We start from the raw sequence: 25,297 nt of genomic DNA, 5'->3' as shown, positions 1-25,297 counted from the left end.
TTAAAATTAATTATTGTTTTTGTTTCGTTTCAGCCCAAACGTTAATTGAAGAGCTTGATCCTAACATCGATTTTGGAACTTCAATTACAGTTGATAATACATTCGTTCCAGCAAAAGTGTCTGTTCCAGGGTTGTTAAATCCTGATGCTCCACCTAATACAGCTTGGTATTGTCCTAAGTCAAAGAAAAATGGATCGTCTCTTGGTCCAGCGAAAAATTTCATTCCACCAGAAGTTGAAGTTATTGCTGCGCTTCCGTATTGAGAAATTTCTACAGAACCTGCTGCGTTTCCTGTTTTAATCGTACTACTTGTTCCTGGAGTTCCTGGAGCAACTGGTCCGAAAAAGTACATTTTGCTACCTCTTTTAATGGCTTGAATTACTAAGTCTTCTACATTATCACCATTGTTGTCAATGTTAATTTCTGTAAGTACATTTTCTTTAAATGTTGCAGCTCCTGTTGTTCCTGGAGTAAGTAACCCTTGTGTGTTTACAACAAATACTAAGTTGTTTGTGTTTGAACCTTGAAACGCATATACATCTGTAATGTCATTTCCGGTGTTTGAAACACCTGGCGAATCTATGTGATCTGCCGCTACTAATAATAAACCTGTTATCGCTACTAACGAAAGGCTTACATACAATTTTGATTTTTTCATTTTGTTTATGTTTATTGATTACCCTTACACTTACGGAAAAAGTTTGCTCTTGGTTTTAAAAAATGTTAATTATTTTAAAAAGTATTGTTTTCACAGGCTTCTTTATGTTTTTTTAATTACTTACTTTAGATTATTTAAAAGTATTTTTAAAAAGAAATCTCGTCAAGTTTGCACCTAACGAGATTTCAACTAAAAAAAACAAAACTATTTTAACTCTCTTTCATTAATTTCATATTTTTTCTCCACTTGTTTTTCAGTATCTAATTTATTTGGACCAATTGGAAAACGAACATCTACATGTTTAGATTCAACTTTTCCGTTTTTATTTACAACATCTGCCCTGTTTGCAACTAAATTCCATGAAAAAGCCACATTTGATTTTCCTTTAGCTAATTCTTTAACTTTAAAACCTTCTAAAGTTTTCTCAGTTACAAATACACCATTGCAATCTCCTTCTAATTGAATAAAAACTTTCATAGGATGTTTTTCATCCATGTAGATGTGCTTACTCAATAGTTTGTCAATTGAAATATAAGCTTCACCATTTGCTAATTTCCCAGTTCCAAAATCTTCAAATAAAATTTCTGGAGTTTCTGTTGCGTGTAAAATTCTGTTATTTCCTTCGTCATCTTTCACCATGGTTGATACTGAACCACCACCTAAAACTTTGTAAGAAGTTCCATTATTTCTAGCTCCAACAAAAACAAAATCTGTTGTTGAAGTATTCGCGTCAAAATAACCACCATATGTTACATCTCTTCTTGCAGCTGTTCCACCAGTAAAATAGTCAACATCTTTACCTGCTATTCTTGCAAATGGGCCATTGCTTGTTGATAAATTATCGTCTTGATCGTATTCAAAATATCCTGCATTATAATCAACTCCAGTCCCTTTTCCAACACCTCTTGCAAAAATTCCAGTTGTTCCTTGTCCGGAAGTTCCTATTGATTCTCCAGGTAATTCTGTAAATGTTGTTCTTCCAGCAACACCAAGAACACCCATTACAGTAGAAGTTGCATTTGCGGCTAAATTGGCACTAATTCCAATAACACCTCTTCCGCCATTGGCATCTAAGTTTCCGCCATCAATAACAAACATGGTGTTTGTAGCATTTAAAGCACGAATGGTTCTTGCCGAATTGGAACTATTTACAAATAATCCAATTTGTGTTGCTCCAGCATTTATTGTAGTTAATGTATTTGCTTGTGCAGTTCCAGTTCCTACAATTACTTGACCGTCATTTTCAACCGTCATCCTTAATGTGTTGTTTGTTTTTATTTGGAAATTCTGATTATCGGAAGTTCCTAAATATTGGGTTCCAGGAGAAGTTCCAGCATTTCCAGTCAAACTCCAGTTTTGACCTGCTGTAGCTTTTAAAGCTATCCATTCGGTGCCTGACCAATAGTAAAATCCTGGTGTTACTGAAGTTATACCAGTACCAGCAGTTGCTGTGTTGTAAATTAAAATACCTGTTGCAATTGGTGTTGGTCCAACTGGCGCAGCTATTGATGTTGAGGTTAATACTACTCTCGGTATCAATAAACCTCTGTTGTTACTTTCAATTTGTAATTCTACGCCATTTTCTATAATAGTTGTGCCAATTCCAACTTGAGCATTTATAAAATTAATGGTAAAGAAGGCAGTCAATAATAATAATTTTTTCATTTCCGGTTTCATTTTTAGGGATTTATTACTCACATTTACGATAAAAAAAGAGTCGTGGTTTTAAAATATGTCTACTTTCTTCGTTGAACAATTGTTAAACATTTTTTATAAATTAGTTATTATTTACAACTTGAGTTTTTTTAGGATATTTTTATCTAGATTTGTAAGAACGATAAAAAAATAATCTATGAGTCAAGAAGAAGTTTTAAGTCTTATTGAAAAGAAAGACGGTAAGGCATATACTTATTTATACAATATGTATTCAAAAAGTTTATTTGCAGTTATTTCTAACTTAATTAAGAATAGGGAAGAAGCCGAAGATGTTTTACAAGATGTATTTGTGAAAATTTGGAAAAACATTGATACATATAATACTGATAAAGGAAGATTGTATACTTGGATGTTGAATATCACCAGAAACACAACCATAGATAAAATGCGCTCTAAGGGATATAATAAGTCATTAAAAAACCAAGAGTTAGATAATTTCGTAGGTATAATAGATAACGAGAATAAGTTTATGAATAAGATAGACATTATTGGAGTTAGCGAGTTTATCAAAAAATTAAAACCCAAATGTATTCAAATCATAGATTTGTTATTTTTTAAAGGTTACACACAGGCCGAAACATCTGAAGAATTAGAGATGCCACTAGGAACCGTGAAAACTTTAAATAGAACTTGTATTAACGATTTAAGAACTTACCTACAAGTATAGATATGAAAAATAAAGAATTAATAGAATCTGGTAATTTAGAACTGTATGTTTTCGGATTATTATCTGAAAAAGAAACAGCAGAAATTGCTAAAATAGCTTCTGAAGATGTCGATGTAAAAAATGAAATAGTTTCTATTGAGAAATCTGTTATCGCTTTGTCGTCTAGTTTTGCACCAACTTTATCTGCTGAAAATTATAGTAGAATCAAACAGAAATTAGATTTAGATAAGGATGTTATTCAACTGAAACCGAAATTGAACTTAAGTCAATATATTGGTTGGACTGCTGCAGCTGTTTTCTTGCTAGGTTGTGGCTATTTATATAATTTACAACAAAATAATTTAGGTGAGATTGACGGTTTGTTAAACGAAAAACAAACATTAGAACAAACGGTTTCAGCAAAAGAAAAATTAAACAATCAAATTAATACGTCTTATACGGTATTAAAAGATGAAAATAATATTGTGGTAAAATTAGCAGGACAAGCGATTTCACCAACTTCTTCTGCAAAAGTATATTGGAATAATAAAACGAATAAAGTTTTTATTGACGCTTCTAGTTTACCAACGCCTCCAGATGGAATGGTTTACCAAGTTTGGTCATTAAAATTAGCTCCTGTGTTAACACCAACAAGTATTGGTTTAATTGACAATGCAGCAGATAAAATGAAATATTTAATTGAAGTTGATGCAACAGTCGGAGCGGAAGCTTTCGGTATAACATTAGAACCCGCTGGTGGTAGTAAAACCCCTACAATGGAACAATTATATACTTTAGGAAAAGTATAAATTCTTTGGCACGCAATTTGAATATCGAATTATAAGTTCAAAAATTAATTAACTTATTTAAATCACAACCAAAATGAAAAAAGCAATTTTAGGTTTAGCATTCGTTGCTGCAGTCTTAGTTTCTTGCGATGGCAAAAAGAAAGACGAATTAGAAAACAAAGTAGATTCTTTGGAAGTTAAAACAGAAGAAGTGATTGACACTGCTGCTGCAAAATTAGACAAAGCAGTTGATTCTACTCAAGCAAAAGCTGGAGAAGCTCTTGAGAAAAGTGCTGAGAAATTAGATTAAGCTGCGCAAAAATTGAAAGAAGCTTCTAAAAAGTAATTCTTTGAAAAGGAATCCCAATGAAAGTTGGGATTTTTTTTGTTTATACAAATGTAGATTCTCTTGTGAGTTCGTGTTTTTTGATAGCAGTATATTCACAAAATAATTCAATAATTATAGATTCAATTTCTTTTTTATTAAATGAATTTGAATCTCTTCTTGAGTTTAAATAATTCTCTTTGGTTATTTTTTTAGATAATTCCCCAATAGTTTTCAGATGGAATTCTTTTCCAAAAATATTTGCAATTTTAAGTCCAAATATTGATGTAATTATTCCTAATAAACCCATTTTCCAATTGAAAAAAATATAAATCAAAGAAGCTATTGTAAACAAAGTTAAAGTTATAGAAATAATTGTTTTTGGGTTTAAAATATCAGTTTTAAATCCTAATGTTTTTTCAAATTTTTTAATGTCTTTTCTTCTATTTTTTCTAGGAAAAATTTCTACAAGTTTAGTTTCAGGTTTGATGTTTTCGATATAAAATAATTCTGATATTGCTTTTCTAATTTTATAAAAAGCTTGTTGTGTGGTGCAGCTTTCTATATTTTCAAGTTGAATTTTATCGATAATTGCATCTGATAATTCTCCAAATGTTTTTACTTGAGACAATTCGTTTACTTCAAACTTTATATTAAATGACTTTTCAATTTTAATAATTGCGTCTTCTATGTCTTCAGAATCTACATTGTTAAGTTTAAATTGTTTCATTTCTTTAAGAATTTATTTCTTCTTATAATTAATCACAAAGACACCAATGATAATTAAAATTACAGCAACAATGAAATCTTTGGTAACTACTTCGTTATTTAAATACCAACCTAAGAAAACTGCAATTACCGTATTGACATAGCTTAAAATAGAAACCTGTATTGGTGTAACTCTTTGTAAAGCGTATTGATAGCAAAACATGGCTATCACTGATCCGAAAATAGCTAAATATACAACAGCTCCTATACTTTTTGCTGACCAGGTTTCAATTTCAGAATTTGGATAAATTATCACAGACAAAACCATCTGTATCAAAGAAGCTAAGAAAAATTGATAAAATAAATTTAGCGTTAAATTATTAGGTTGATAGCTTAATTTTTTCGAATAAATGGTGCCTAATCCCCATGTTAAAATTGCAATGCTTAAAAATACTACACCAGTTTTATAATCTGGATTTAAAATATCGCCTAAGCCATCTTTGAAGAGAAAAAGCACACCTGAAAACCCTAATAAAACGCCAATAAATCCTTTTAAGGTTGCTTTTTGAAGTTGGAAAGAGATACTTAGTAAAAAGATTACAACTGGATTTATGGCACTTATAATTGATGTTAAACCAGAAGGTAAAGTTTGTTCGGCAATTGTCGTAAAACCATTTGCCAAAACTATCATCAAAACAGATAATATTAATTGCTGTCGAAAAGCCAACCAACCAATCCATTTGAATTCTTTTTGAAAAAGTAAGATGATGAATAGGATAGAAGCCGCAATAAAATTTCTAATTGTTGTGGAATACCATGGTGGAATGGTTTCTACTGCAACTGAAATGCCTAAAAATGTGGTTCCCCAAACTAACCCCACAATTATCATGGAAAGTATTAGTTTGACATCTACATTTTTAGGCATTTATTTTATTTTTGACTATTAACTTCTAATTTTCTGTTCCCATTTCCAAGCGCTGGCTAAACTTTCATCTAAACTTAGTTTGGCGCTCCAGCCTAAAATGTTATTGGCTTTATCAGTGTTGGCGTAAGCTTCGGTGATGTCACCTTCACGTCTTCCTACAATTTTATAATTTAGTTTTTCTCCAGAAACTTTTTCAAAAGATTGTATCACTTCTAAAACAGAACTTCCTGTTCCAGTTCCTAAATTGAAAGTTTCTACTTTATCAATATTCTTGTTGTCTAACAAACGTTGCATCGCAATTACGTGTGCTTTGGCTAAATCAACTACATGAATATAATCACGAATAGCCGTTCCGTCTGGTGTTGGATAATCATTTCCGTAAACCGAAAGTTCTTTTCGCAAACCAAAAGCAGTCTGTGTAATAAAAGGCACTAAATTCTGAGGAACTCCTAAAGGTAATTCGCCAATTTCAGCCGATTCATGTGCGCCAATTGGATTAAAATATCTTAAAAGTATCGAATTCATTTTCGTCACTTTGGCTACATCAGTAATGATTTCTTCTCCAATTTGCTTCGTGTTTCCATAAGGAGACATGGCTGGTTGCACAGAAGCGTTTTCCGTAATCGGCATCACTTCGGCTTGACCGTAAACTGTACAAGAAGAACTAAAAATGAAATTCGAGTTTTCTAATTGCGTCATTTCTTGCAACACATAAACCAAAGCATTGATGTTGTTTTCGTAATATAATAACGGATTTTCAACACTTTCTCCAACAGCTTTGCTGGCAGCAAAATGAATCACTCCAGAAACATCAGAATGTTTTTTAAAGAAATTTTGAACAGCAGCCTTTTCTCTTAAATCGATATTTTCGAAAATTGGTTTTTTACCAGAAATGCGCTCAATTCCATCTAAAACTTCAATAGAAGAATTGGATAAATTGTCAATTGCGATAACTTCAAAACCTTCGTTTTGTAATTCTACGACAGTATGAGAACCAATAAAACCTAAACCTCCTGTAACTACTATTTTCATTCTTTTATTTTAAAAATTCTAAAACGGTATCCGTAATAAATTTAATTTGTTCGTCGTCTAATTCTGTATGCATTGGTAAGGCAATAACTTCTTTACATAACTGGTTAGTTACTGGGAAATCTTCTTCTTTATAACGAACATCAGCATATGCTTTCTGACTGTGTAATGGAATTGGGTAATAAATAGCACAAGGAATTCCTTTTTCTTGTAAATGTGCTAATAAAGCATCGCGTTTTCCATTCGTAATTCTAATTACATATTGATGAAATACGTGATCGTCACCATTAAAATCAAAACTTGGAACTACAATGTTATTGTTCACAGAAAGCGCTTCATTGTATTTTTTTGCAGCCGTTTTTCTTGCTAAGTTGTATGCGTCTAAATTTGGTAATTTTGCTTTTAAAACTCCAGCCTGGATGCTATCTAAACGCGAATTTACTCCAACTACATCATGATGATATCTTTCATACATTCCGTGATTTACAATTCCTCTAATAATGTGTGCTAGATTATCATCGTTAGTGAAAATAGCGCCACCATCACCATAACAACCTAAGTTTTTAGATGGGAAAAATGAAGTTGCAGCTACTTGTCCGATAGTTCCAACTTTAGATTTTTTACCATTTTTGTCGGTATAATTCGCACCAATCGCTTGAGCATTATCTTCAATTACGTATAGATTATGTTCGTTAGCAATTTCCATAATCGCATCCATGTTAGCGGCACGACCAAATAAATGTACTGGAACAATCGCTTTTGTTTTTGGAGTAATCGCTTTTCTAATTCCGTCTAACGAAATGTTCATGTTGTCCAAATCCACATCTACTAAAACGGGAGTCAATTGTAATAAAGCAATCACTTCTACTGTTGCAGCGAAAGTGAAATCGGCAGTAATTACTTCATCACCAGGTTTTAAATCTAAACCCATCATCGCAATTTGAAGCGCGTCAGTTCCGTTTGCACAAGGAATAACGTGTTTTACACCTAAATACTTTTCTAAATTAGCTTGAAACTGATGTACTAAAGGTCCGTTTATATAAGTATTGTTTTCTAAAACATCTTGAATTGAAGCGTTAACTTCGTCTTTTATTTTTTCGTATTGACTTTTTAAGTCAACCATTTGTAGTTTTTTCATAATCCTAATATAATTAAGTGTAGCAAAAGTAAGAAATTCTACTTACATTTTTTGTGTTACATAAAAGAAACGTAATTTAGCCACATAAATTATTTATATGCTATTTATTTATAACCTTGTTGTGCTTTTTGCTTCCCAAATTTTAAAACTTTTGGCGCTTTTTAGTCCGAAAATGAAATTGTTTGTGGATGGTAGAAAGTCGGTTTTTCAAACGTTAAAAGATAAAATTCATCTTGAAGATAAAGTCTTTTGGTTTCACGCTGCATCTTTAGGTGAATACGAACAAGGTTTACCAGTAATTGAAAAAGTAAAACAACAATTTCCACATCATAAAATTGTAATTACATTTTTTTCACCTTCAGGTTATGAAGTTCGAAAAAACAATGCGATTGCTGATGTTACGGTGTATTTGCCTTTAGATTCAAAAGCTAATGCGAAGCAATTTTTAGATTTAATTCATCCAGAAAAAGTATTTTTTATTAAGTACGAATTTTGGCCTAATTATCTAAACGAGTTAAAACAAAGAAGCATTTCTACCTATTTAATTTCTGGAATTTTCAGAGAAAAGCAAGTTTTTTTTAAGTGGTATGGTGGATTTTATAGAAATGCATTAAAAATGTTTAATTACTTTTTTGTGCAGAATGAAAAGTCGAAAGCATTACTACAATCTATTGGTTTTACCAATGTAAGAGTTTCTGGCGATACGCGTTTTGATAGAGTAGTTGCGATTCTAGAAAAAGACAATTCTTTAGATTTTATCAAACAATTTAAGAATAATCAAACTACAATTGTGATTGGAAGCAGTTGGCCAAAAGATGAAGAATTATTGGTGAATTTCATTAATCAATCGGTAGATAATGTGAAATTTATCATTGCACCTCATAATATTAAATCGGAGCAAATTCAGAATTTAAAAAACTCAATAACAAAATCTACGATTCTATTTTCGGAAAAAGAAAATCAGAATGTATCGAATTATCAAGTTTTCATCATTGATACCATCGGAATTTTAACCAAAATTTACAGTTATGCTGATATTGCTTATGTTGGTGGAGGTTTTGGAAATCCAGGTGTCCATAATATTTTAGAGCCAGCTACGTTCGGAATTCCAATTGTAATTGGTTCGAATTATTCGCATTTTGCAGAAGCAACTGCTTTGGTTGGTCTGGAAGGTTGTATTTCAATAAAAAACCAAACGGAATTAAATGAAGCGTTTAATTTATTACTTCAAAATGAAGACGAGCGTTATGAAAAAGGACATATTTGTAGCACGTTTGTTCAAATGAATAAAGGCGCAACAGATAGAATTTTAAAATTGGTTGTATAAAATGATCACTTTTAAAGATCTTCAACAAAAACAAATTCCTACCATCGTTTCTATGATGCAAGATTTTTATGCGATTGATAATTATCCAATTGATGTTGCCGAATCGAAACAACTTTTTGAAACATTTATTACTAATCCTAACTTAGGAAAAGCTTGGTTGATTTATCAAGAAGAAGAAATTGTCGGATACGTAATTCTAACGTTTGTTTTTAGTTTCGAATACAAAGGAATATTGGCTTTTTTAGACGAATTGTATATTAAAAATGTGCATCAAGGTAAAGGATTTGGAAAGCAAGCCGTTCAATTTATTCAACAAGAAAGTTCACAATTAAATGTTAAAATGCTCTACTTGGAGGTGGAAGAGCATAATGAAAATGCACAAAAATTGTATCTTGCCCACGATTTTGTCAATCACAATCGAAAAATATTAAAACATAAACTATAATGCATATGAGATTTTTAAAATTATTCTTACTACTATTTATCGTTCAGGTAAATGCCCAACAAGGCGGAATGTGGATTCCTTCTTTATTAAAAGGAATGAACGAAAACGAAATGAAAGCTTTAGGTTCAAAACTTACTGCAGATCAGATTTATTCAATTAATCATTCTTCTTTAAAAGATGCTGTTCCTCAGTTTGATGGAGGTTGTACAGCAGAAATGATTTCTTCAAAAGGATTGTTATTAACCAATCACCACTGTGGTTATGATAATATTCAAAGTCATTCTACAGTTGAACATGATTATTTAGCTAATGGATTTTGGGCTTACAAAATGGAGGAAGAATTACCAAACCCAGGTGTGGTAGTGACTTTTATTGTAAAAATTGACGATGTAACGGCGAAAGTATTTGAAGGTACAGCTGCATTAACTTCTGAAGCAGATAAACAAAAGAAAATTCAAGAAAACATTGCTGCGTTAAACAAATCGTATGTAAGAGAAGCTTGGCAAGATGTTTTAGTGCGTTCATTTTACGATGGAAATCAGTATTTGTTATTCGTAACAGAAAACTTTAAAGACATTCGTTTAGTTGGAGCGCCACCAAGTTCGATTGGAAAATTTGGTTCAGATACAGACAATTGGGTTTGGCCTCGTCATACAGGAGATTTCTCTTTATTTAGAGTTTATGCGGATAAAAATAATCGTCCGGCAGAATATTCAAAAGACAACGTGCCTTATACGCCGAAACATTTTTTCCCGGTTTCTGCAAAAGGAATTAAAGAAAACGATTTCACAATGGTTTTAGGTTATCCAGGAAGAACTACAGAATATTTACCTTCTTATGCTGTAGAACAAATGGTAAACGATTTAAATCCAGCTCGTATTGAAGTGCGTGATGCTGCTTTGAAAGTACAAGATGGATTTATGAGAAAAGATCAAGCGATTAAAATCCAATATGCTTCAAAATATGCTTCAATTGCTAATGCTTGGAAAAAGTGGATTGGTGAACGTAAAGGATTAATCAAGTCTAATGCTGTTGGTGCAAAACAAAAATTTGAAAAAGATTTAACAGATAAAATTACAAAAGCTGGTAAGCAAGCTGAATATGGAACTTTATTGTCTGATTTCGCAAAAAATTATGCTGAGATTAAAGAATATGCTATTGCAAGAGATTATTATAGTGAAGTAGTGTTACGTCATTCAGAAATATTAACTTTCGGATATAGATTATTTCAACTAGAACAAGTATATAATTCAAAAGGAGAACAATCTTTCAATGATAGAAAAAAGAATTTAATTGAGAGTTTCGAACCTTTATACAAGGATTTCAATGCGCAAGTAGATGAAAAAGTTTTCGAAAAACTAATAGATATTTACAGTAAAAAATCGCCACAACAATTTTTACCAGCGAGTTTAAAAGGAATTAATGCAACACAATTGGCTTCGGATATTTTTAAATCTTCTAAATTAACATCTTATGCTGGTTTAAAAGAATTATTAGCTGGTGATGCGAAAACAGTTTTAGAAAAATTAAATCAAGATAAAGGATTTGCTTTCGTGAAAACTTTGGCTGAAGCTTACAATAAAAATGTGGCTCCAAAATATGATGAAATCAATTTGAGAAATGTTGCAACACAACGTACGTATATGAAAGCGATTTTAGAATTAAGTCCAAAATCAGCTCGAATTTTCCCTGATGCAAATTCAACTTTACGTGTTACTTACGGAAAAGTAAAAGGGTATAAGCCAAGCGATGCAGTAGTTTATACACCATTTACTTACTTAGATGGAGTAATGGAAAAATACGTTCCTGGTGATTATGAATTTGATGTGCCACAAAAATTAATCGATTTATATAATGCGAAAGATTATGGTAAATATGCGGAAAACGGTAAAATGCCAGTTGCTTTCATTGCTACGAATCATACAACAGGTGGAAATTCAGGAAGTCCAGCGTTAGATGCTAACGGAAATTTGATTGGATTGAACTTCGATAGAGTTTGGGAAGGAACGATGAGTGATGTGTATTATTCTCCAGATATTTGTAGGAATATTATGGTTGATTCGCGTTATATTTTATTTATCATTGATAAGTTTGCGGGTGCAAAAAATTTAATTGATGAAATGAAAATCATTTATAATCAACCAAATACACCGAAAAAAGCTAAAAAATAAACTTTGGCACGGTAGTTGTAAAAAGCATTTCGGACAACAAAGAAAAAATAATTTAAAAAAAAGACGAAAAAGTATTTGTCATTTAAATTTTTTTATATCTTTGCTCCATAAATAATTAACCTTTATAATAAAATTAAGATGAAAAAAGTTGTTTTAAGCTTAGCATTCGTTGCTGCAGTATTAGTATCTTGTAACAAAAAAGCTGAAGGAGAAGTTTCTGCTGATTCTACTGCTGCTGTAGTTGATTCTGCTGCTGCTGTTGTTGATTCTGCTGCTGCTGTTGTTGATTCTGCTGCTACAAAAGTAGATTCTGCTGCTGCTAAAGTTGAAGAAGTTGCTAAAGAAGAAGTTAAAAAATAATATTTGACCTTCTTTTCGAAAAGAAATCAATCCCGGCTTTGCTGGGATTTTTTTTGCTTAAAACTTAACGAAATTATATATTAAATTTGTTGTGCTGAGCGCTGAAAGCGTCACTTTGTAAGTTTGTATAAGTAATAGTGATAAAGAGAGTTTTTTGTGAATCTTTGTGTGTCTTTGTGAAACAATTCTTAGTTATCCAAAAACATCTTCCGCTGGCGGAAAAATATCTTCAGATTTAGAGAAATCTAAATATTCGGCTTTTGCGCCGTACTTTAAAATTTCATTAATTCCTTTTTCTAGCATTAACTGTGTGGAGTATTTTCGGCTAACAGCTAATTCTTTATCATTTAAAATGATTTTAAAGTAAAATTTCCCTGCTGGGGAACGGAAACGCATAAAAAATAATTTCTCAATTGATTTCTTAAGTAATTCAATTTCGTCTTCACATTCAAAGCGCAATTCAAAAGCGTTGCTAATAAAAATGGTTTTTCCTCTACGAGAAGTTAATTCGTATTTGTAATGTCCGCTAAGTTTTTTACTGATTACAAAGGTTGCCATTTGTTGGGATTGTATTTTGGTGCAATATAGTATTTAATTGTGAAATTAGATCTTGAAAATTTCGAGAGGAGTATCTCAAATTTATATAAACAAAAAAAGCTCCAAACATAGTTTGAAGCTTTTAGTACTCAAGGCGGGACTTGAACCCGCACGGGCATTACTACCCACTGGATTTTAAGTCCAGCGTGTCTACCAATTCCACCACTCAAGCATTTTATTGTGTAAACACAATAATTGGTATTTTATATATTTTCTGAGCGAAAAACGGGGCTCGAACCCGCGACCTCGACCTTGGCAAGGTCGCGCTCTACCAGCTGAGCTATTTTCGCGATTTTTAAGAACATTGGCATTACTTCCGTATTGCGAGTGCAAATATAGTACATAATTTTATTCTCGCAAGTACTTTTTGAAAAAAAAATTAATCTTTTTTTAATCTTTTCTTTAATGTTTTGAATTTGAAAATGTTATAGCAAATTATTTTTTACTAATCATTCTTTTTATTTCGTTCAATTTCATTAAAGCTTCCACTGGAGTCAACGTATTGATGTCAATATTCATAATTTCTTGTTTAATATCTTCCAATAATGGATCGTCTAAATTGAAAAAACTTAATTGCATTTCATCTTTTTCGGCTTTAATTCCATTTAAAGCTTCTCCAGAATGATCTTTTTCTAACTTTTTTAATATTTTTTCCGCTTTCTGAATTACCAATTGTGGCATTCCAGCCATTTTAGCCACGTGAATACCAAAACTGTGTTCGCTTCCGCCTTTCACTAATTTTCTAATGAATAAAACGGTATCTTTTAATTCTTTTACCGAAACATTAAAATTCTGAACTCTATTAAAAATAGCTTCCATTTCATTTAATTCGTGATAATGTGTTGCGAAAAGTGTTTTGGCTTTACTCGGATGCTCGTGTAAATATTCGGCAATAGCCCAAGCAATCGAAATTCCGTCATATGTTGAGGTTCCTCTTCCAATTTCATCTAACAATACCAAACTTCTATCAGAAATGTTATTCAAAATCGAAGCGGTTTCGTTCATTTCCACCATAAATGTCGATTCGCCCATAGAAATATTATCACTCGCGCCAACACGTGTAAAAATCTTATCTACAACGCCCATTCTCACATTTTCAGCAGGAACAAAACTTCCCATTTGCGCCAATAGAACAATTAAAGCTGTTTGACGCAAAATAGCAGACTTACCCGACATATTCGGTCCAGTAATCATAATTAATTGTTGCGTTTCTCTATCTAAAAATACATCGTTAGAAATATAAGGTGTTCCAACTGTTAATTGCTTTTCAATAACTGGGTGTCGACCTTCTTTAATTTCTAAATCGAAAGTGTCATCAATTTCTGGTTGCACATATTTATTCTCGATTGCCATTTGTGCAAAACTTTGCAAACAATCGATTTGTGCTACCAAATTGGCATTTAATTGAACCGGTTTAATATATGTTGCCATCCAATTTACTAATTGTTCGTACAACATGCTTTCTAGTTGTGAAATTTTATCTTCCGCACCTAAAATTTTCGATTCGTATTCTTTTAATTCTTCTGTAATATATCTTTCAGCGTTGACTAAAGTCTGCTTTCTAATCCATTCCGTAGGAACTTTATCTTTATGTGTATTTCGAACTTCAATATAATATCCGAATACATTATTAAACGAAATTTTTAGCGATGGAATTCCTGTTGCTTCGCTTTCACGTTTTTCTAAAGCATCCAAATAGCCTTTTCCTGTTGAAGAAATAGTTCTTAATTCATCCAATTCGACATTCACACCAACTGCAATTGCATTTCCTTTGTTTATCGCAACTGGCGCATCAGGGTTTAAAGTCGCACCGATTTTTTCTCGTAATAATTCGCAAGCATGTAAACTATCACCAATGGTTTTCAAAGCTTCATTTTTCGATTGTAAAGCCAATGTTTTAATTGGAATAATCGCATCTAACGAATCTTTCAAATGTATAACTTCTCTTGGAGAAACTTTACCTGTCGCGACTTTCGAAATCAAACGTTCCAAATCGGAAATTTGTTTTATTTGATATTGAATTTGGTTTAATTCTTCCGAATTTTCTTTTAAATATGCGACAACTTCATGACGCCCTCTGATTTTATTGATGTCTTTCAAAGGCAAAGCCAGCCAACGTTTCAATAAACGTGAACCCATTGGTGAAAGCGTTTTGTCAATCACATCAATTAATGTCACCGCGTTCGGATTATAACTATGATATAATTCTAAGTTTCTAATCGTAAATCTGTCCATCCAAACATACGCATCTTCTGCAATACGTTGAATGTTGGTAATATGTTGAATTTTATTATGTTGCGTTTCCGATAAATAATATAAAATCGCACCAGAAGAAATAATCGCTTCGTTAAAATCATCCACTCCAAAACCTTTTAATGAATTGGTTTGAAAATGTTTAGTTAAACTTTCGAAAGCATAATCTTCTTTGTAAATCCAATCTTCTAAATAGAAAACATGGAAATCTTCTCCGAAGTGCTGTTTGAAATCGGCTTTTTGTTGCTTCGAAACCAAAACTTCACTTGGTCTGAAATTTTGCAACAACTTGTCAATATATTCTTCGTTTCCTTCTGCGGTTAAAAATTCACCAGTTGAAACATCTAAAAACGTAATTCCATTGGTTTTTTTACCTAAAAATACAGCAGCTAAAAAGTTGTTTGATTTCGATTGTAAAATGTCATCGTTAAAAGAAACTCCAGGAGTCACTAATTCGGTAACACCACGTTTTACAATTGTTTTCGTCATTTTCGGATCTTCTAATTGATCACAAATCGCTACTCGAAGTCCAGCTTTTACTAATTTTGGTAAATAAGTATTAATAGAATGATGCGGAAATCCAGCCAAAGCCGTTTCACTTTCACTTCCATTTCCACGTTTGGTTAAGGTGATTCCTAAAATTCTTGAAGCACGAATGGCATCTTCACCGAAAGTTTCGTAAAAATCTCCAACTCGAAACAACAAACACGCATCAGGATATTTGGCCTTAATGGTATTGTATTGTTGCATTAACGGTGATACTTTTGGAGTCGAATCTTTGATTTCGGATGCTGATTTTTTAGCCACAATGTAAAATTTTAGTGCTTGCGAAGGTAGTAATTTCAAAGGCAATGACAAAATGCATTTTTAATGTCAATTGTATTCGAAATTTTAATAAAAAAGAAATTAAAGTTTGACTAATTTTCTAATTTGATACGGATACATTTCATAATGAATTTGGTCTTCATTTATTGTTGAACCATTTTCTAAATCTTTTTTCGATTCTTCAAATAAAATTTTCGCTTCTTCCATTTTTGAGATTTTTCTTAAACATAAAGCTTTGTAAAATTTCACATCTGAAAATGTTGGATATTGTTTTAAAGCTCTATCGAAAACAGTAATGGCTTCTTCAAATCTGTTTTGCTCAAAAATGGAAATTCCGTAATAAAATAAATCTAAATGATGTGCTTCACCTTGGTTTTGTTTTTGGAAATCGGTGTCCGCTTTAAATGTTTTTTCAGCTTTTTCAAATTCATTTAATTGCAAATAACATAAAGCAATATGAAAATCATAGGTATGATCCATAACATATGAATTTCCAATTCTGGCTTTGCATTTTTCAAAATCAATAATAGATTCTTTAAAAGTTTTTGCGAAAATACATTTGATGAAAGCTCTATAATCTAGCCATTTGTTTTCGTCAAGAGCCACAGCTTTGTCTAAGAAAACCATTCCGGCTTCATACTTTCTTGCTTTAAATAAAGGCATTGCTTTTTGTTGCCATAAATACGCAATTGTGGAATCTTTTGCTAAACCTTTGTCTAAACAAGCTTGCCATTGTGATGCTTCATATTTGTAATTATGTTTTAGAGCACAATTTGTATAATATTCTTCAATGATTGCATCTTGTTTTTGTTTGACTTTTTCTAAAGCAGTTGAGTTTTGTGAATAACAAAATGTTGACAGTAAAGTAAATAAGCAGATTAATAATTTCATAAGTTTTTTCGGGCAATTTAGACAAACCATTTGTTAGTTGTTGTTATTGACATGTTAATAATTGTTAAACAAAAATTTTGAAGCTTGAAATCAATAAAATACCTTTGCATCATGAGAAAATTAGCCAACGCCGAATTAAATCGTATTAGTAAAGAAGAATTTGCAGCTGTGCAAAAAACACCATTAATTATTGTGTTAGACGATATTAGAAGTTTACATAATATTGGTTCTGTGTTTAGAACTTCAGATGCATTTTTGATTGAAAAAATCTATTTATGTGGTATTACGGCTGTTCCACCAAATAAGGAAATTCATAAAACGGCTTTAGGTGCAACGGAAACCGTAACTTGGGAATATGCGAAAGATGTATTAGAAGTTGTAGCGAATTTGAAAGCAGAAAACGTAAAAATTTATTCAATTGAGCAAACGGAAAATGCCATTATGTTAGATAATTTTCAACCTGAAACGCAAACTAAATATGCGTTGATTTTTGGTAATGAAGTCAAAGGTGTTTCTCAGGAAGCGATTAATTTATCCGATGGTGTGATTGAAATTCCGCAATTAGGAAGTAAACACTCGTTGAATATTTCAGTAAGTGCTGGAATTGTAATTTGGGATTTGTTTCAGAAGCTGAAATAAATTCAGCTTCACAAAAAGTGCTAATTCTCTATTTTCTTTTTAATCTCATTCAAAATAAAAACGTAATCGTTCTGTTTTTTAACGAAATCTAAATCGGAAATATCAATAATTAAGACGTTTAAATCGGCTTGCGATTTGATGTAATCTAAATAACCACGATTGATTTTTTCTAAATATTCTGCAGGAATTTCTTGCTCGTAATTTCTTCCACGTTTTTTGATATTGGCCAATAAACGCTCGGTGTTTTGATACAAATACACATATAAATCGGGTTTTGGCATTTCTTTATACATGATGTCAAACATGGTTTTGTATAAACGAAATTCGTCTTCTTGCAACGTAACTTTTGCAAAAATAATCGATTTAAATATATGATAATCAGCCACCACAAAATCTTTAAACAAATCAAATTGGGCCAAATCATCTGATAATTGTTGGTATCGATCGGCTAAAAAAGACATTTCTAACGGAAAAGCATATCTGCTTTGATCTTTATAAAATTTGGGTAAAAACGGATTATCTGCAAAACGTTCTAAAACGGTTTTAGCATTACAATCTTCTGCAATTTTTGTGGCTAAGGTGGTTTTTCCAGCGCCAATATTTCCTTCAATAGCAATGTAATTCAGTTGTTGGAAATCTAAATTTTCTATTGGATTTTTTAACTGTCCGATTTCTGTAATTTCAGATTCATCTTCACAAGAAAGAATCAGTTCAGAAATAGATTTATTCAATTTTGGATGATTCCATTTCGGAGCAACATCTCGCAAAGGAAACAAAACAAATTTTCTATTATGTAAGTGAATATGTGGAATGTTTAGGTTTTCAGATTCAATAATTTCATCGTTAAATGAAATGATATCAATGTCAATTTTTCTCGATTCGTAATTTCCAGAATGACTTCTAACTCGACCTAATTCTTTTTCTAATTTTAAAATCTGACTCAATATTTTTGGGGCCGATTTATAGGTATGAATTTTCACCGCACAATTATAAAATGCTTCGCCATCAAATCCCCAAGCTGGTGTTTCGTAGACTTTTGAAACTTTAATTGTTGTAGCAATAGTATGATGAATGGCATCTATGCAGGTTAGCAAATTTTCCAATTTGTGACCCATATTTGTACCTAAAGAAAGTATAATTGTGTTTTGTGATTTCATTTGAAGATAATAATTGTTTTTAAAATGACAAATGTTATCGCTTTACCTTCATTTGATTTTGTTTTCAACAAATTGTTCTTAATTAGCGATTTCATGTAAAGGCAAATTAACAAACAATTTTAGACTTATACTTTACAAAAAATATTTTTTTATGAACATGTAACAAATTCACTCAAAAAGCTACTTATCAGTATATAAAATAATAATTATGAATTTTTTTAAGAGCGTTTTTGCTACAGTTGTAGGAATATTTTTATTTATGTTGCTTAGTTTTTTCTTATTGATTGGACTTGGCGCATTATTAGGAAGTGGTGAGGATAAGGTAAAATTGAAAGATAATTCGGTTATTCAGTTAGATTTAGCGAAAATTAAATTCGATTATGCTGGGAAATACGAATCGGATAGTCCGTTTAGTTCTTTAATGTTAGATAAGGACAAAGTTGGTTTTGTTGAAGTTTTAAAAGCTATTGATGCGGCAAAAACAGATGATAAAATTAAGGGAATTACACTTGTAAATAATCAATCTAGTTTAGGTTTAGCTCAAAGTAAAGAATTGAGAGACAAACTAGAAGATTTTAAAAAATCGAAGAAGTTTGTATATGCGTATGCTAATATTTTTTCCCAAAAAGAATATTATATCAGTTCAATTGCAGATGCGGTATATTTAAATCCTGCTGGAGAAGTTGATTTTAAAGGTTTAGGTACGGAATTGTTATTCTTTAAAAATTTCCAAGATCAAACGGGTTTAAAAATGGAAATCATTCGTCATGGAAAGTTTAAAAGTGCAGTGGAACCTTACTTAGCTCAAGAAATTAGTCCAGAAAACAGAGAGCAAGTGACTGTTTTATTGCAATCGGTTTGGCAAACCATCGTAAAAGATATTGCAAAAAACAGAAACATTTCTGTGGCTCAATTAAATGTAATTGCTGATGGATTATTAGCAAGAACACCACAAATGGCATTACAACAAAAATTGGTGGATAAGGTGGCTTATGAAGATGAGTTCAATGATATGTTGAAAACCAAATTGAAAGTAAAAGAAGACGAAGATGTGGAATCAATTTCTATTACAGATTACGTTGATCATTCATCTACAAAATCTGAAGATTTTACTAAAGATGATATTATTGCGGTTATTTATGCACAAGGAGAAATTAGAGGTGGAGAAGGTGATGTAGATTATATTGGAGAAGGTTCAATAAATCGTTCTTTGAAAGAAGCAAGAGAAGACGAAGATGTTAAAGCAATTGTACTTCGTATTGATAGTCCAGGTGGAAGTGCTTTGGTTTCAGAGTTAATTTGGAGAGAAATTGAATTGACTAAAAAAGTAAAACCAGTTGTGGTTTCAATGGGTAATTTAGCAGCTTCTGGCGGATATTACATTGCTTGTAATGCGAATACCATTTTTGCAGAACCAACAACAATTACGGGTTCAATTGGAGTGTTTGGAATGATGCCAAATGCGCACGGATTTGCTACAAAATATGGAGTAAATGCAGAACAAGTACAAACACACAAAAACGCAATCGGTTATAGTGTTTTTGAACCAATTTCTGAAGAATACAAAACATTTGCTTTAGAAGGTGTTGATCAAATTTATAAGACGTTTGTGAATAGAGTTGCAGTAGGAAGAAAAATGACTTTCGATCAAGTGGATGCTATTGCACAAGGTAGAGTTTGGACAGGTTCGGATGCGATTAAAAATGGCTTAGTAGATAAAATAGGAAATTTAGATGCAGCTATTGCTCACGCTGCTAGTTTAGGAAAAACAAAGAGTTTCAGAACAGAAAACTATCCAGAATACAAGAAAAACTTCAATGAGTTTTTAGAAGGATTAGCTGGTGCAAGTATTTATAAATCTAAGGAAACAATAATGAAAGAAGAATTAGGTGAAGAAAATTATAGTTTGCTTAAAAAAATGAAAGAAATGCAAAACAGAAAAGGCGTGCAAATGCTTATGCCTTTCGATTTGAGTTTGTAAAAACTAATAAAAACTAATACAAAAACGCCATTCTTAATAAGTTTGGCGTTTTTTTTTAACAATAATTTGGTTAAGTTTTTGTACTTTGGTACTAACTTTGTAGTTATTAAAAAAAATATTCAAAAATTCATTCATATGTTGAAAAAAGTTTTAAAATGGTCGGGAATTACGTTGCTATCACTTGTAATTGTTTTAGCGGCAGTACCTTTTTTGTTTAAAGATAAAATCAAAGCAAAAATTGTTGAAACCATAAATAAAAATGTAAATGCTAAAGTTGGTTTGGAAGATGTAAGTTTAAACTTATTTAAAAGTTTTCCACAAGCCAATGTAACTTTAGATAAAATGAGTATCATTAACAAAGCGCCATTTGAAGGTGATACGTTAGTATATTCAGATAAAATCAGCTTAAAAATGAGTATGATGGAATTATTCAATGGTGAAAAAGAACCAATGAAAATCGAATCTATTAGTACAGAAAACACAAAATTAAATATACTTTTCAATAAAGACGGTGTTGGTAATTATGATATTGCCTTAAAAACCGACGAAAAAGAAACTGATAAAAAAGAAAAACCTTTCGCGTTAAGCATTCAGAATTATGAAGTGGAAAATTTAAAATTCACTTATAAAGATGAAGCTTCCAAAATGAAAATGGTTTTAGATAGTATCAATCATGAAGGAACTGGAAATTTTGAACAAGATGTTTTAGATTTAGATACGAAAACAACAGCCAACTTAACTTTCGATATGGATAAAAGTAATTTTATGCGTAACGTAAAAATTTCTTTGGATGCCGTTTTAGGAATCGATTTGAAAAATAGTAAATACACGTTCAAAGAAAATAAAGCTTTAATCAATCAATTGCCATTAAATTTCAATGGATTTATTCAAATGGTTGAAAAAGGTCAGGTGTACGATTTAACTTTCAACACACCATCTTCAGATTTTAAAAACTTTTTAGGCTTAATTCCTGCTCAATATGCTGGAAATTTAGCAGATGTTGAAACGACTGGAAAATTTGAAGTAAAAGGAAAAGTAAAAGGTGATTTAACCGATACAACTGTTCCTACTTTTAATATAGAAATGTTGTCAAACAACGCTTCTTTCAAATATAAAGACTTACCAAAATCGGTTAAGAATATTCATATTGACACGCATATTGTGAACGAAACAGGTTTAATGAATGACACTTTCGTTGATTTAGATAAGTTGTCTTTTGCTATTGATCAAGATGTTTTTAATGCAAGTGCTCATGTGAAAAACTTAGCTGAAAATCCGAATGTTGATGCCGCTTTAAAAGGTGTAATTAATTTAGCGAATGTTTCAAAAGCGTACCCTGTAAAATTAGATAAACCACTAAATGGAATTTTAAGAGCAGATGTAAAAACAGCTTTCGATATGAAATCGGTTGAAACAAGTCAGTATCAAAACATTAAAAATTCTGGAAATATCAACTTAACAGGATTCAATTATGCTGGACCAGAAATGGCAAAACCAGTTAGTGTAGCTGTTGCCGATGTATCATTTAATCCAACTCGAATTAACTTGAATAAATTACAAGCGAAAACAGGAAAATCGGATATAAATGTTTCAGGAAGTTTAGATAATTTCTATGGATTTTTGTTTAAAAATCAAATCTTAAAAGGGAATTTCAACTTAAATTCTTCTCTTTTTGCGGTGTCCGATTTTATGGCGCCAACGACAACAACTAATGATGAAGGAAAGAAAACTACAGAACAAGTTAAAATTCCAAGTTTCTTAGATTGTACTTTAACTGCAAAAGCAACAACCGTAATTTACGATAATTTAAATCTGAAAAATGTTGCGGGAACATTAATTATTCGCGACCAAGCCGTAAACTTGAAAGGTTTAACAATGGATGTTTTTGGTGGGAAAATTGGTTTAAACGGATTGGTTTCAACTAAAGGAAAAATTCCAACTTTCGATATGGATTTAGGATTAAATACGGTTGATATTAGCCAAACTTTTTCTATGTTAAATACATTGAAAGCGATTACTCCAATTGCTGATGTAATTAGTGGTAAAATGAATTCTACTATTAAATTAAATGGTAATTTAACGCAAAGTATGATGCCAGATATCAAAAGTATTTCAGGAGATTTATTTGCGAGTATTTTACAAGGTTCATTAAATAAAAACAAATCAACTTTATTATCAGAATTAAGTAGTAAAGCTACATTCTTAGATTTAAAAGATATTAATTTGAAAGATGTAAAAGCGGCATTAACTTTTGATAATGGAAAAGTTTCGGTAAAACCATTTACCTTAAAACATAAAGACATTTCTGTTCAAATTGCAGGTTCTCATGGCTTTGACCAAAGTATGAAATACGACTTAAAGTTTGATGTTCCTACTAAATATTTAGGAAAAGATGTGAATAACTTAATTGCGAAACTAACTCCAGCTGACGCTAAGAAAATTGAAAGTATTCCAGTAAATGCATTAATGAACGGAACTTTCAAATCGCCAAAAATTACAACCGATTTACAAAGTGCGACTAAAAACTTGACGACACAATTAGTAAAAATGCAAAAAGACAAGTTGTTAAGTCAAGGAACTGGGGCATTGTCTAATATTATTGGAGGAAAAAAACCAACCGATTCTACAAAAACTACAACAACTCCAAAAGAGCAAGTTGGTGGTGCTATAAAAGATGGAATTAAAGGTTTATTTGGTAAGAAGAAAAAAGAATAGTTAATTTCTCAAAAATGAAATTAATTTTTATTCATCAATTTAAAGACTTTTATAAAATAGTATTAGGAATTATTTTATTGGCTTTAGTTGCTTTTTTTCCAGTTATTTTAGCTTTCGTTGGAAGCTATTTTGAAGGTATTGTTACAGGAGAACGAGTTCATGAAGGAAATAGTGTTTTTATGAGTTTTGGATGGCTTTGTTTAGTAACTATTCCTGTTGGAATTATATTACTTATCGCTTGGCTGGGTATTAGCGTTTATAATATTATTTGTTTCATTAAAAGCCGAAATTAATTACATAAAAAAATGCCAAGTTCTCACTTGGCATTTTTTATATCTGATAATTAAAGATTATCCTAAAAATGGATAGCTATAATGTTCTGGTGTAACAAAAGTTTCTTTAATTGTTCTTGGAGAAACCCAACGTAATAAGTTTTGTGCAGAACCTGCTTTGTCATTTGTTCCTGAAGCTCTTGCTCCACCAAATGGTTGCATACCTACAACAGCACCAGTTGGTTTGTCGTTGATATAGAAGTTTCCAGCAGCATTTTGTAAAGCTACAGTTGCTTCTTCAATTGCATAACGATCTGTACTTAAAACAGCTCCAGTTAATGCGTATTCAGAAGTTTGATCTACTAAAGTTAATGTTTCAGACCATTTCGCATCTTCGTATACATAAATTGTAATAACTGGTCCGAAAAGTTCTGTTTCCATTGTCGCATATTTTGGGTTTGTTGTTACGATAACTGTTGGCTCAATAAAGTAACCTTTAGATTTATCATAGTTTCCACCAATAATAATTTCTGCATCCGCATCTTTTTTAGCTTGGTCAATAAAACCAGCTAATTTATTAAATGAACCTTCGTGAATAACTGCTGTAATGAAGTTTGAAAAATCTTCTGGTGAACCCATTTTCATTGTTGCAACATCTGCAATCAATTGTTCTTTAACTGCTGGCCATAAACTTTGAGGAATATAAGCTCTTGAGGCTGCTGAACATTTCTGACCTTGGAATTCAAAAGCACCACGAGTGATAGCTGTTGTAACTTGTTTTACGTTTGCTGATGGGTGAGCGATAATGAAATCTTTTCCACCAGTTTCACCTACGATTCTTGGGTAAGTTTTATAATTGTGAATGTTTTCTCCAATTTTTTTCCAAATTTCTTTGAAGATAAATGTTGAACCAGTATAGTGAATTCCAGCGAAATCAGGTGATGCTAAAACCGTATCCGTAATCATAACAGGATCACCAAAAACAACATTAATTACACCATCAGGAACTCCAGCTTCTTTGAAAACATCAATAATGATTTTTGCAGAAAATACTTGACTATCACTTGGTTTCCAAACTACAACGTTACCCATTAATGCCGCACTTGCAGGTAAATTTGCTGCAATTGCTGTAAAGTTGAAAGGCGTAACCGCATAAACAAAACCTTCTAAAGGTCTGTATTCAACTCTGTTCCACATATCTGAGTTTGATGCCGGTTGATCTGCGTAAATTTGAGTCATAAACTCTACGTTGAAACGTAAGAAGTCGATTAATTCACAAGACGCATCAATTTCTGCTTGGTGAATGGTTTTAGATTGCGCAATCATTGTTGCTGCATTTATTTTTGCTCTGTATGGTCCAGCGATTAATTCAGCTGCTTTTAAAAAGATAGCTGCACGTTGTTCCCAAGCCATATTAGCCCATTTTGTTCTGCTTTCTAAAGCATTAGCAATAGCTTTTTCTACATGAGATTTTTCAGCTAAATGATACGTTCCAACAATGTGTTGGTGATCATGTGGCGCCGACATATTTTTAGTATTTCCAGTGAAAATTTCTTCTGAACCAATATATAAAGGCACATCAATTTTCGTATTCCACATCGCTTTGTAAGCTTCTAAAACTCTTGTTTTTTCTGGAGAATTTGGTGCGTAACCTTTAACAGGCTCGTTTACCGCTTTTGGTATATTAAAAAATCCTTTTAACATTATTTAGTTTGTTATTTGTTAGACGTG

Annotated in this window: 22 protein-coding genes and 2 tRNA genes; 11 read left to right on the top strand and 13 right to left on the bottom strand. The window is 31.7% G+C overall.

The window, feature by feature from the left end; all coding sequences use genetic code 11:
- Positions 1 to 10: 10 nt before the first annotated feature.
- The gene (locus tag BMX42_RS12300) at positions 11 to 658 is read right to left on the bottom strand and encodes a DUF4331 family protein (RefSeq protein WP_091314766.1); all 648 of its coding nucleotides are present in this window, start codon (positions 656 to 658) and stop codon (positions 11 to 13) included.
- Between the two features lie 204 nt (positions 659 to 862).
- A complete protein-coding gene (locus BMX42_RS12295) occupies positions 863 to 2,323 on the bottom strand; it encodes a hypothetical protein (RefSeq protein ID WP_143055650.1) in 1,461 nt (486 codons plus the stop codon).
- Between the two features lie 187 nt (positions 2,324 to 2,510).
- Between BMX42_RS12295 and BMX42_RS12290 the strand changes: the two genes are divergently transcribed.
- The 3 genes from BMX42_RS12290 (at position 2,511) to BMX42_RS12280 (ending at position 4,118) form a co-directional block, all read left to right on the top strand.
- Positions 2,511 to 3,041: an RNA polymerase sigma factor gene (locus BMX42_RS12290; RefSeq protein WP_091314758.1), complete on the top strand. Its 531-nt coding sequence runs from the start codon at positions 2,511 to 2,513 to the stop codon at positions 3,039 to 3,041.
- A gap of 2 nt (positions 3,042 to 3,043) precedes the next feature.
- Positions 3,044 to 3,829: an anti-sigma factor gene (locus BMX42_RS12285; protein ID WP_091314755.1), complete on the top strand. Its 786-nt coding sequence runs from the start codon at positions 3,044 to 3,046 to the stop codon at positions 3,827 to 3,829.
- Between the two features lie 73 nt (positions 3,830 to 3,902).
- Positions 3,903 to 4,118, top strand: a complete 216-nt coding sequence (locus tag BMX42_RS12280; RefSeq protein WP_091314751.1) for a hypothetical protein — start codon at positions 3,903 to 3,905, stop codon at positions 4,116 to 4,118.
- Positions 4,119 to 4,197: 79 nt separating this feature from the next.
- On the opposite strand, the gene BMX42_RS12275 is transcribed toward BMX42_RS12280, so the two are convergent.
- The 4 genes from BMX42_RS12275 to BMX42_RS12260 are packed head-to-tail and all read right to left on the bottom strand — an operon-like array spanning position 4,198 to position 7,933.
- Entirely contained in the window at positions 4,198 to 4,863 is a 666-nt protein-coding gene (locus BMX42_RS12275) for a hypothetical protein (protein ID WP_091314748.1), read from the bottom strand.
- A gap of 12 nt (positions 4,864 to 4,875) precedes the next feature.
- Positions 4,876 to 5,766 carry a DMT family transporter gene (locus BMX42_RS12270; RefSeq protein WP_091314745.1) on the bottom strand — a complete coding sequence of 297 codons (891 nt, stop codon included), beginning with the start codon at positions 5,764 to 5,766 and terminating at the stop codon, positions 4,876 to 4,878.
- An 18-nt stretch (positions 5,767 to 5,784) separates the two neighbouring features.
- The gene (galE, locus tag BMX42_RS12265; protein ID WP_091314743.1) at positions 5,785 to 6,798 is read right to left on the bottom strand and encodes a UDP-glucose 4-epimerase GalE; all 1,014 of its coding nucleotides are present in this window, start codon (positions 6,796 to 6,798) and stop codon (positions 5,785 to 5,787) included.
- A 4-nt stretch (positions 6,799 to 6,802) separates the two neighbouring features.
- Positions 6,803 to 7,933 (bottom strand): DegT/DnrJ/EryC1/StrS family aminotransferase, encoded by a 1,131-nt coding sequence (locus BMX42_RS12260; RefSeq protein WP_091314739.1) that lies wholly within the window; start codon positions 7,931 to 7,933, stop codon positions 6,803 to 6,805.
- A 97-nt stretch (positions 7,934 to 8,030) separates the two neighbouring features.
- Here BMX42_RS12260 and BMX42_RS12255 point away from each other — a divergent pair, with 97 nt between their 5' ends.
- The 4 genes from BMX42_RS12255 to BMX42_RS14545 all read left to right on the top strand — a co-directional run bounded on the left by BMX42_RS12255 (position 8,031) and on the right by BMX42_RS14545 (position 12,236).
- The gene (locus BMX42_RS12255) at positions 8,031 to 9,260 is read left to right on the top strand and encodes a 3-deoxy-D-manno-octulosonic acid transferase (RefSeq protein ID WP_091314735.1); all 1,230 of its coding nucleotides are present in this window, start codon (positions 8,031 to 8,033) and stop codon (positions 9,258 to 9,260) included.
- A 1-nt stretch (position 9,261) separates the two neighbouring features.
- A complete protein-coding gene (locus tag BMX42_RS12250) occupies positions 9,262 to 9,705 on the top strand; it encodes a GNAT family N-acetyltransferase (protein WP_091314732.1) in 444 nt (147 codons plus the stop codon).
- 5 nt (positions 9,706 to 9,710) lie between these two features.
- Positions 9,711 to 11,876, top strand: coding sequence for a S46 family peptidase (locus BMX42_RS12245; protein WP_091314883.1), 2,166 nt, complete (start codon positions 9,711 to 9,713; stop codon positions 11,874 to 11,876).
- A gap of 138 nt (positions 11,877 to 12,014) precedes the next feature.
- Positions 12,015 to 12,236: a PG1828 family lipoprotein gene (locus BMX42_RS14545; RefSeq protein ID WP_091314729.1), complete on the top strand. Its 222-nt coding sequence runs from the start codon at positions 12,015 to 12,017 to the stop codon at positions 12,234 to 12,236.
- A gap of 192 nt (positions 12,237 to 12,428) precedes the next feature.
- Here BMX42_RS14545 and BMX42_RS12235 read toward each other — a convergent pair whose 3' ends face one another.
- From BMX42_RS12235 to BMX42_RS12215, 5 genes are all read right to left on the bottom strand, one after another.
- Complete coding sequence (locus BMX42_RS12235) at positions 12,429 to 12,794, bottom strand: DUF1508 domain-containing protein (protein ID WP_091314725.1); 366 nt, start codon at positions 12,792 to 12,794, stop codon at positions 12,429 to 12,431.
- 125 nt (positions 12,795 to 12,919) lie between these two features.
- Positions 12,920 to 13,005: transfer RNA gene (locus BMX42_RS12230), tRNA-Leu, on the bottom strand.
- Positions 13,006 to 13,050: 45 nt separating this feature from the next.
- Positions 13,051 to 13,123, bottom strand: a tRNA-Gly gene (locus tag BMX42_RS12225).
- Between the two features lie 145 nt (positions 13,124 to 13,268).
- Positions 13,269 to 15,836 (bottom strand): DNA mismatch repair protein MutS, encoded by a 2,568-nt coding sequence (gene mutS, locus BMX42_RS12220; protein ID WP_091314880.1) that lies wholly within the window; start codon positions 15,834 to 15,836, stop codon positions 13,269 to 13,271.
- A gap of 156 nt (positions 15,837 to 15,992) precedes the next feature.
- Positions 15,993 to 16,802: a tetratricopeptide repeat protein gene (locus BMX42_RS12215; RefSeq protein WP_143055649.1), complete on the bottom strand. Its 810-nt coding sequence runs from the start codon at positions 16,800 to 16,802 to the stop codon at positions 15,993 to 15,995.
- 111 nt (positions 16,803 to 16,913) lie between these two features.
- On the opposite strand from BMX42_RS12215, the gene BMX42_RS12210 reads away from it, so the two are divergent.
- On the top strand, positions 16,914 to 17,441 hold the full coding sequence (locus BMX42_RS12210) for an RNA methyltransferase (protein ID WP_091314722.1): 528 nt from the start codon (positions 16,914 to 16,916) through the stop codon (positions 17,439 to 17,441).
- Positions 17,442 to 17,461: 20 nt separating this feature from the next.
- Here BMX42_RS12210 and folK read toward each other — a convergent pair whose 3' ends face one another.
- The gene (gene folK, locus BMX42_RS12205) at positions 17,462 to 18,598 is read right to left on the bottom strand and encodes a 2-amino-4-hydroxy-6-hydroxymethyldihydropteridine diphosphokinase (RefSeq protein ID WP_091314719.1); all 1,137 of its coding nucleotides are present in this window, start codon (positions 18,596 to 18,598) and stop codon (positions 17,462 to 17,464) included.
- Positions 18,599 to 18,806: 208 nt separating this feature from the next.
- Here folK and sppA point away from each other — a divergent pair, with 208 nt between their 5' ends.
- The 3 genes from sppA to BMX42_RS12190 all read left to right on the top strand — a co-directional run bounded on the left by sppA (position 18,807) and on the right by BMX42_RS12190 (position 23,587).
- Positions 18,807 to 20,579 carry a signal peptide peptidase SppA gene (gene sppA, locus BMX42_RS12200; RefSeq protein ID WP_091314716.1) on the top strand — a complete coding sequence of 591 codons (1,773 nt, stop codon included), beginning with the start codon at positions 18,807 to 18,809 and terminating at the stop codon, positions 20,577 to 20,579.
- 135 nt (positions 20,580 to 20,714) lie between these two features.
- Complete coding sequence (locus BMX42_RS12195) at positions 20,715 to 23,294, top strand: AsmA-like C-terminal region-containing protein (protein ID WP_091314712.1); 2,580 nt, start codon at positions 20,715 to 20,717, stop codon at positions 23,292 to 23,294.
- 14 nt (positions 23,295 to 23,308) lie between these two features.
- Complete coding sequence (locus BMX42_RS12190; protein WP_091314709.1) at positions 23,309 to 23,587, top strand: hypothetical protein; 279 nt, start codon at positions 23,309 to 23,311, stop codon at positions 23,585 to 23,587.
- A gap of 57 nt (positions 23,588 to 23,644) precedes the next feature.
- On the opposite strand, the gene pruA is transcribed toward BMX42_RS12190, so the two are convergent.
- Complete coding sequence (gene pruA, locus BMX42_RS12185; RefSeq protein WP_091314706.1) at positions 23,645 to 25,270, bottom strand: L-glutamate gamma-semialdehyde dehydrogenase; 1,626 nt, start codon at positions 25,268 to 25,270, stop codon at positions 23,645 to 23,647.
- Between the last annotated feature and the right edge of the window lie 27 nt (positions 25,271 to 25,297).

Origin of the sequence: Flavobacterium terrigena, from assembly GCF_900108955.1 — a bacterium.
In the GTDB taxonomy this organism is placed as follows: Bacteria; Bacteroidota; Bacteroidia; order Flavobacteriales; family Flavobacteriaceae; genus Flavobacterium; species Flavobacterium terrigena.
This window is presented reverse-complemented; position numbering and strand designations above follow the sequence as displayed.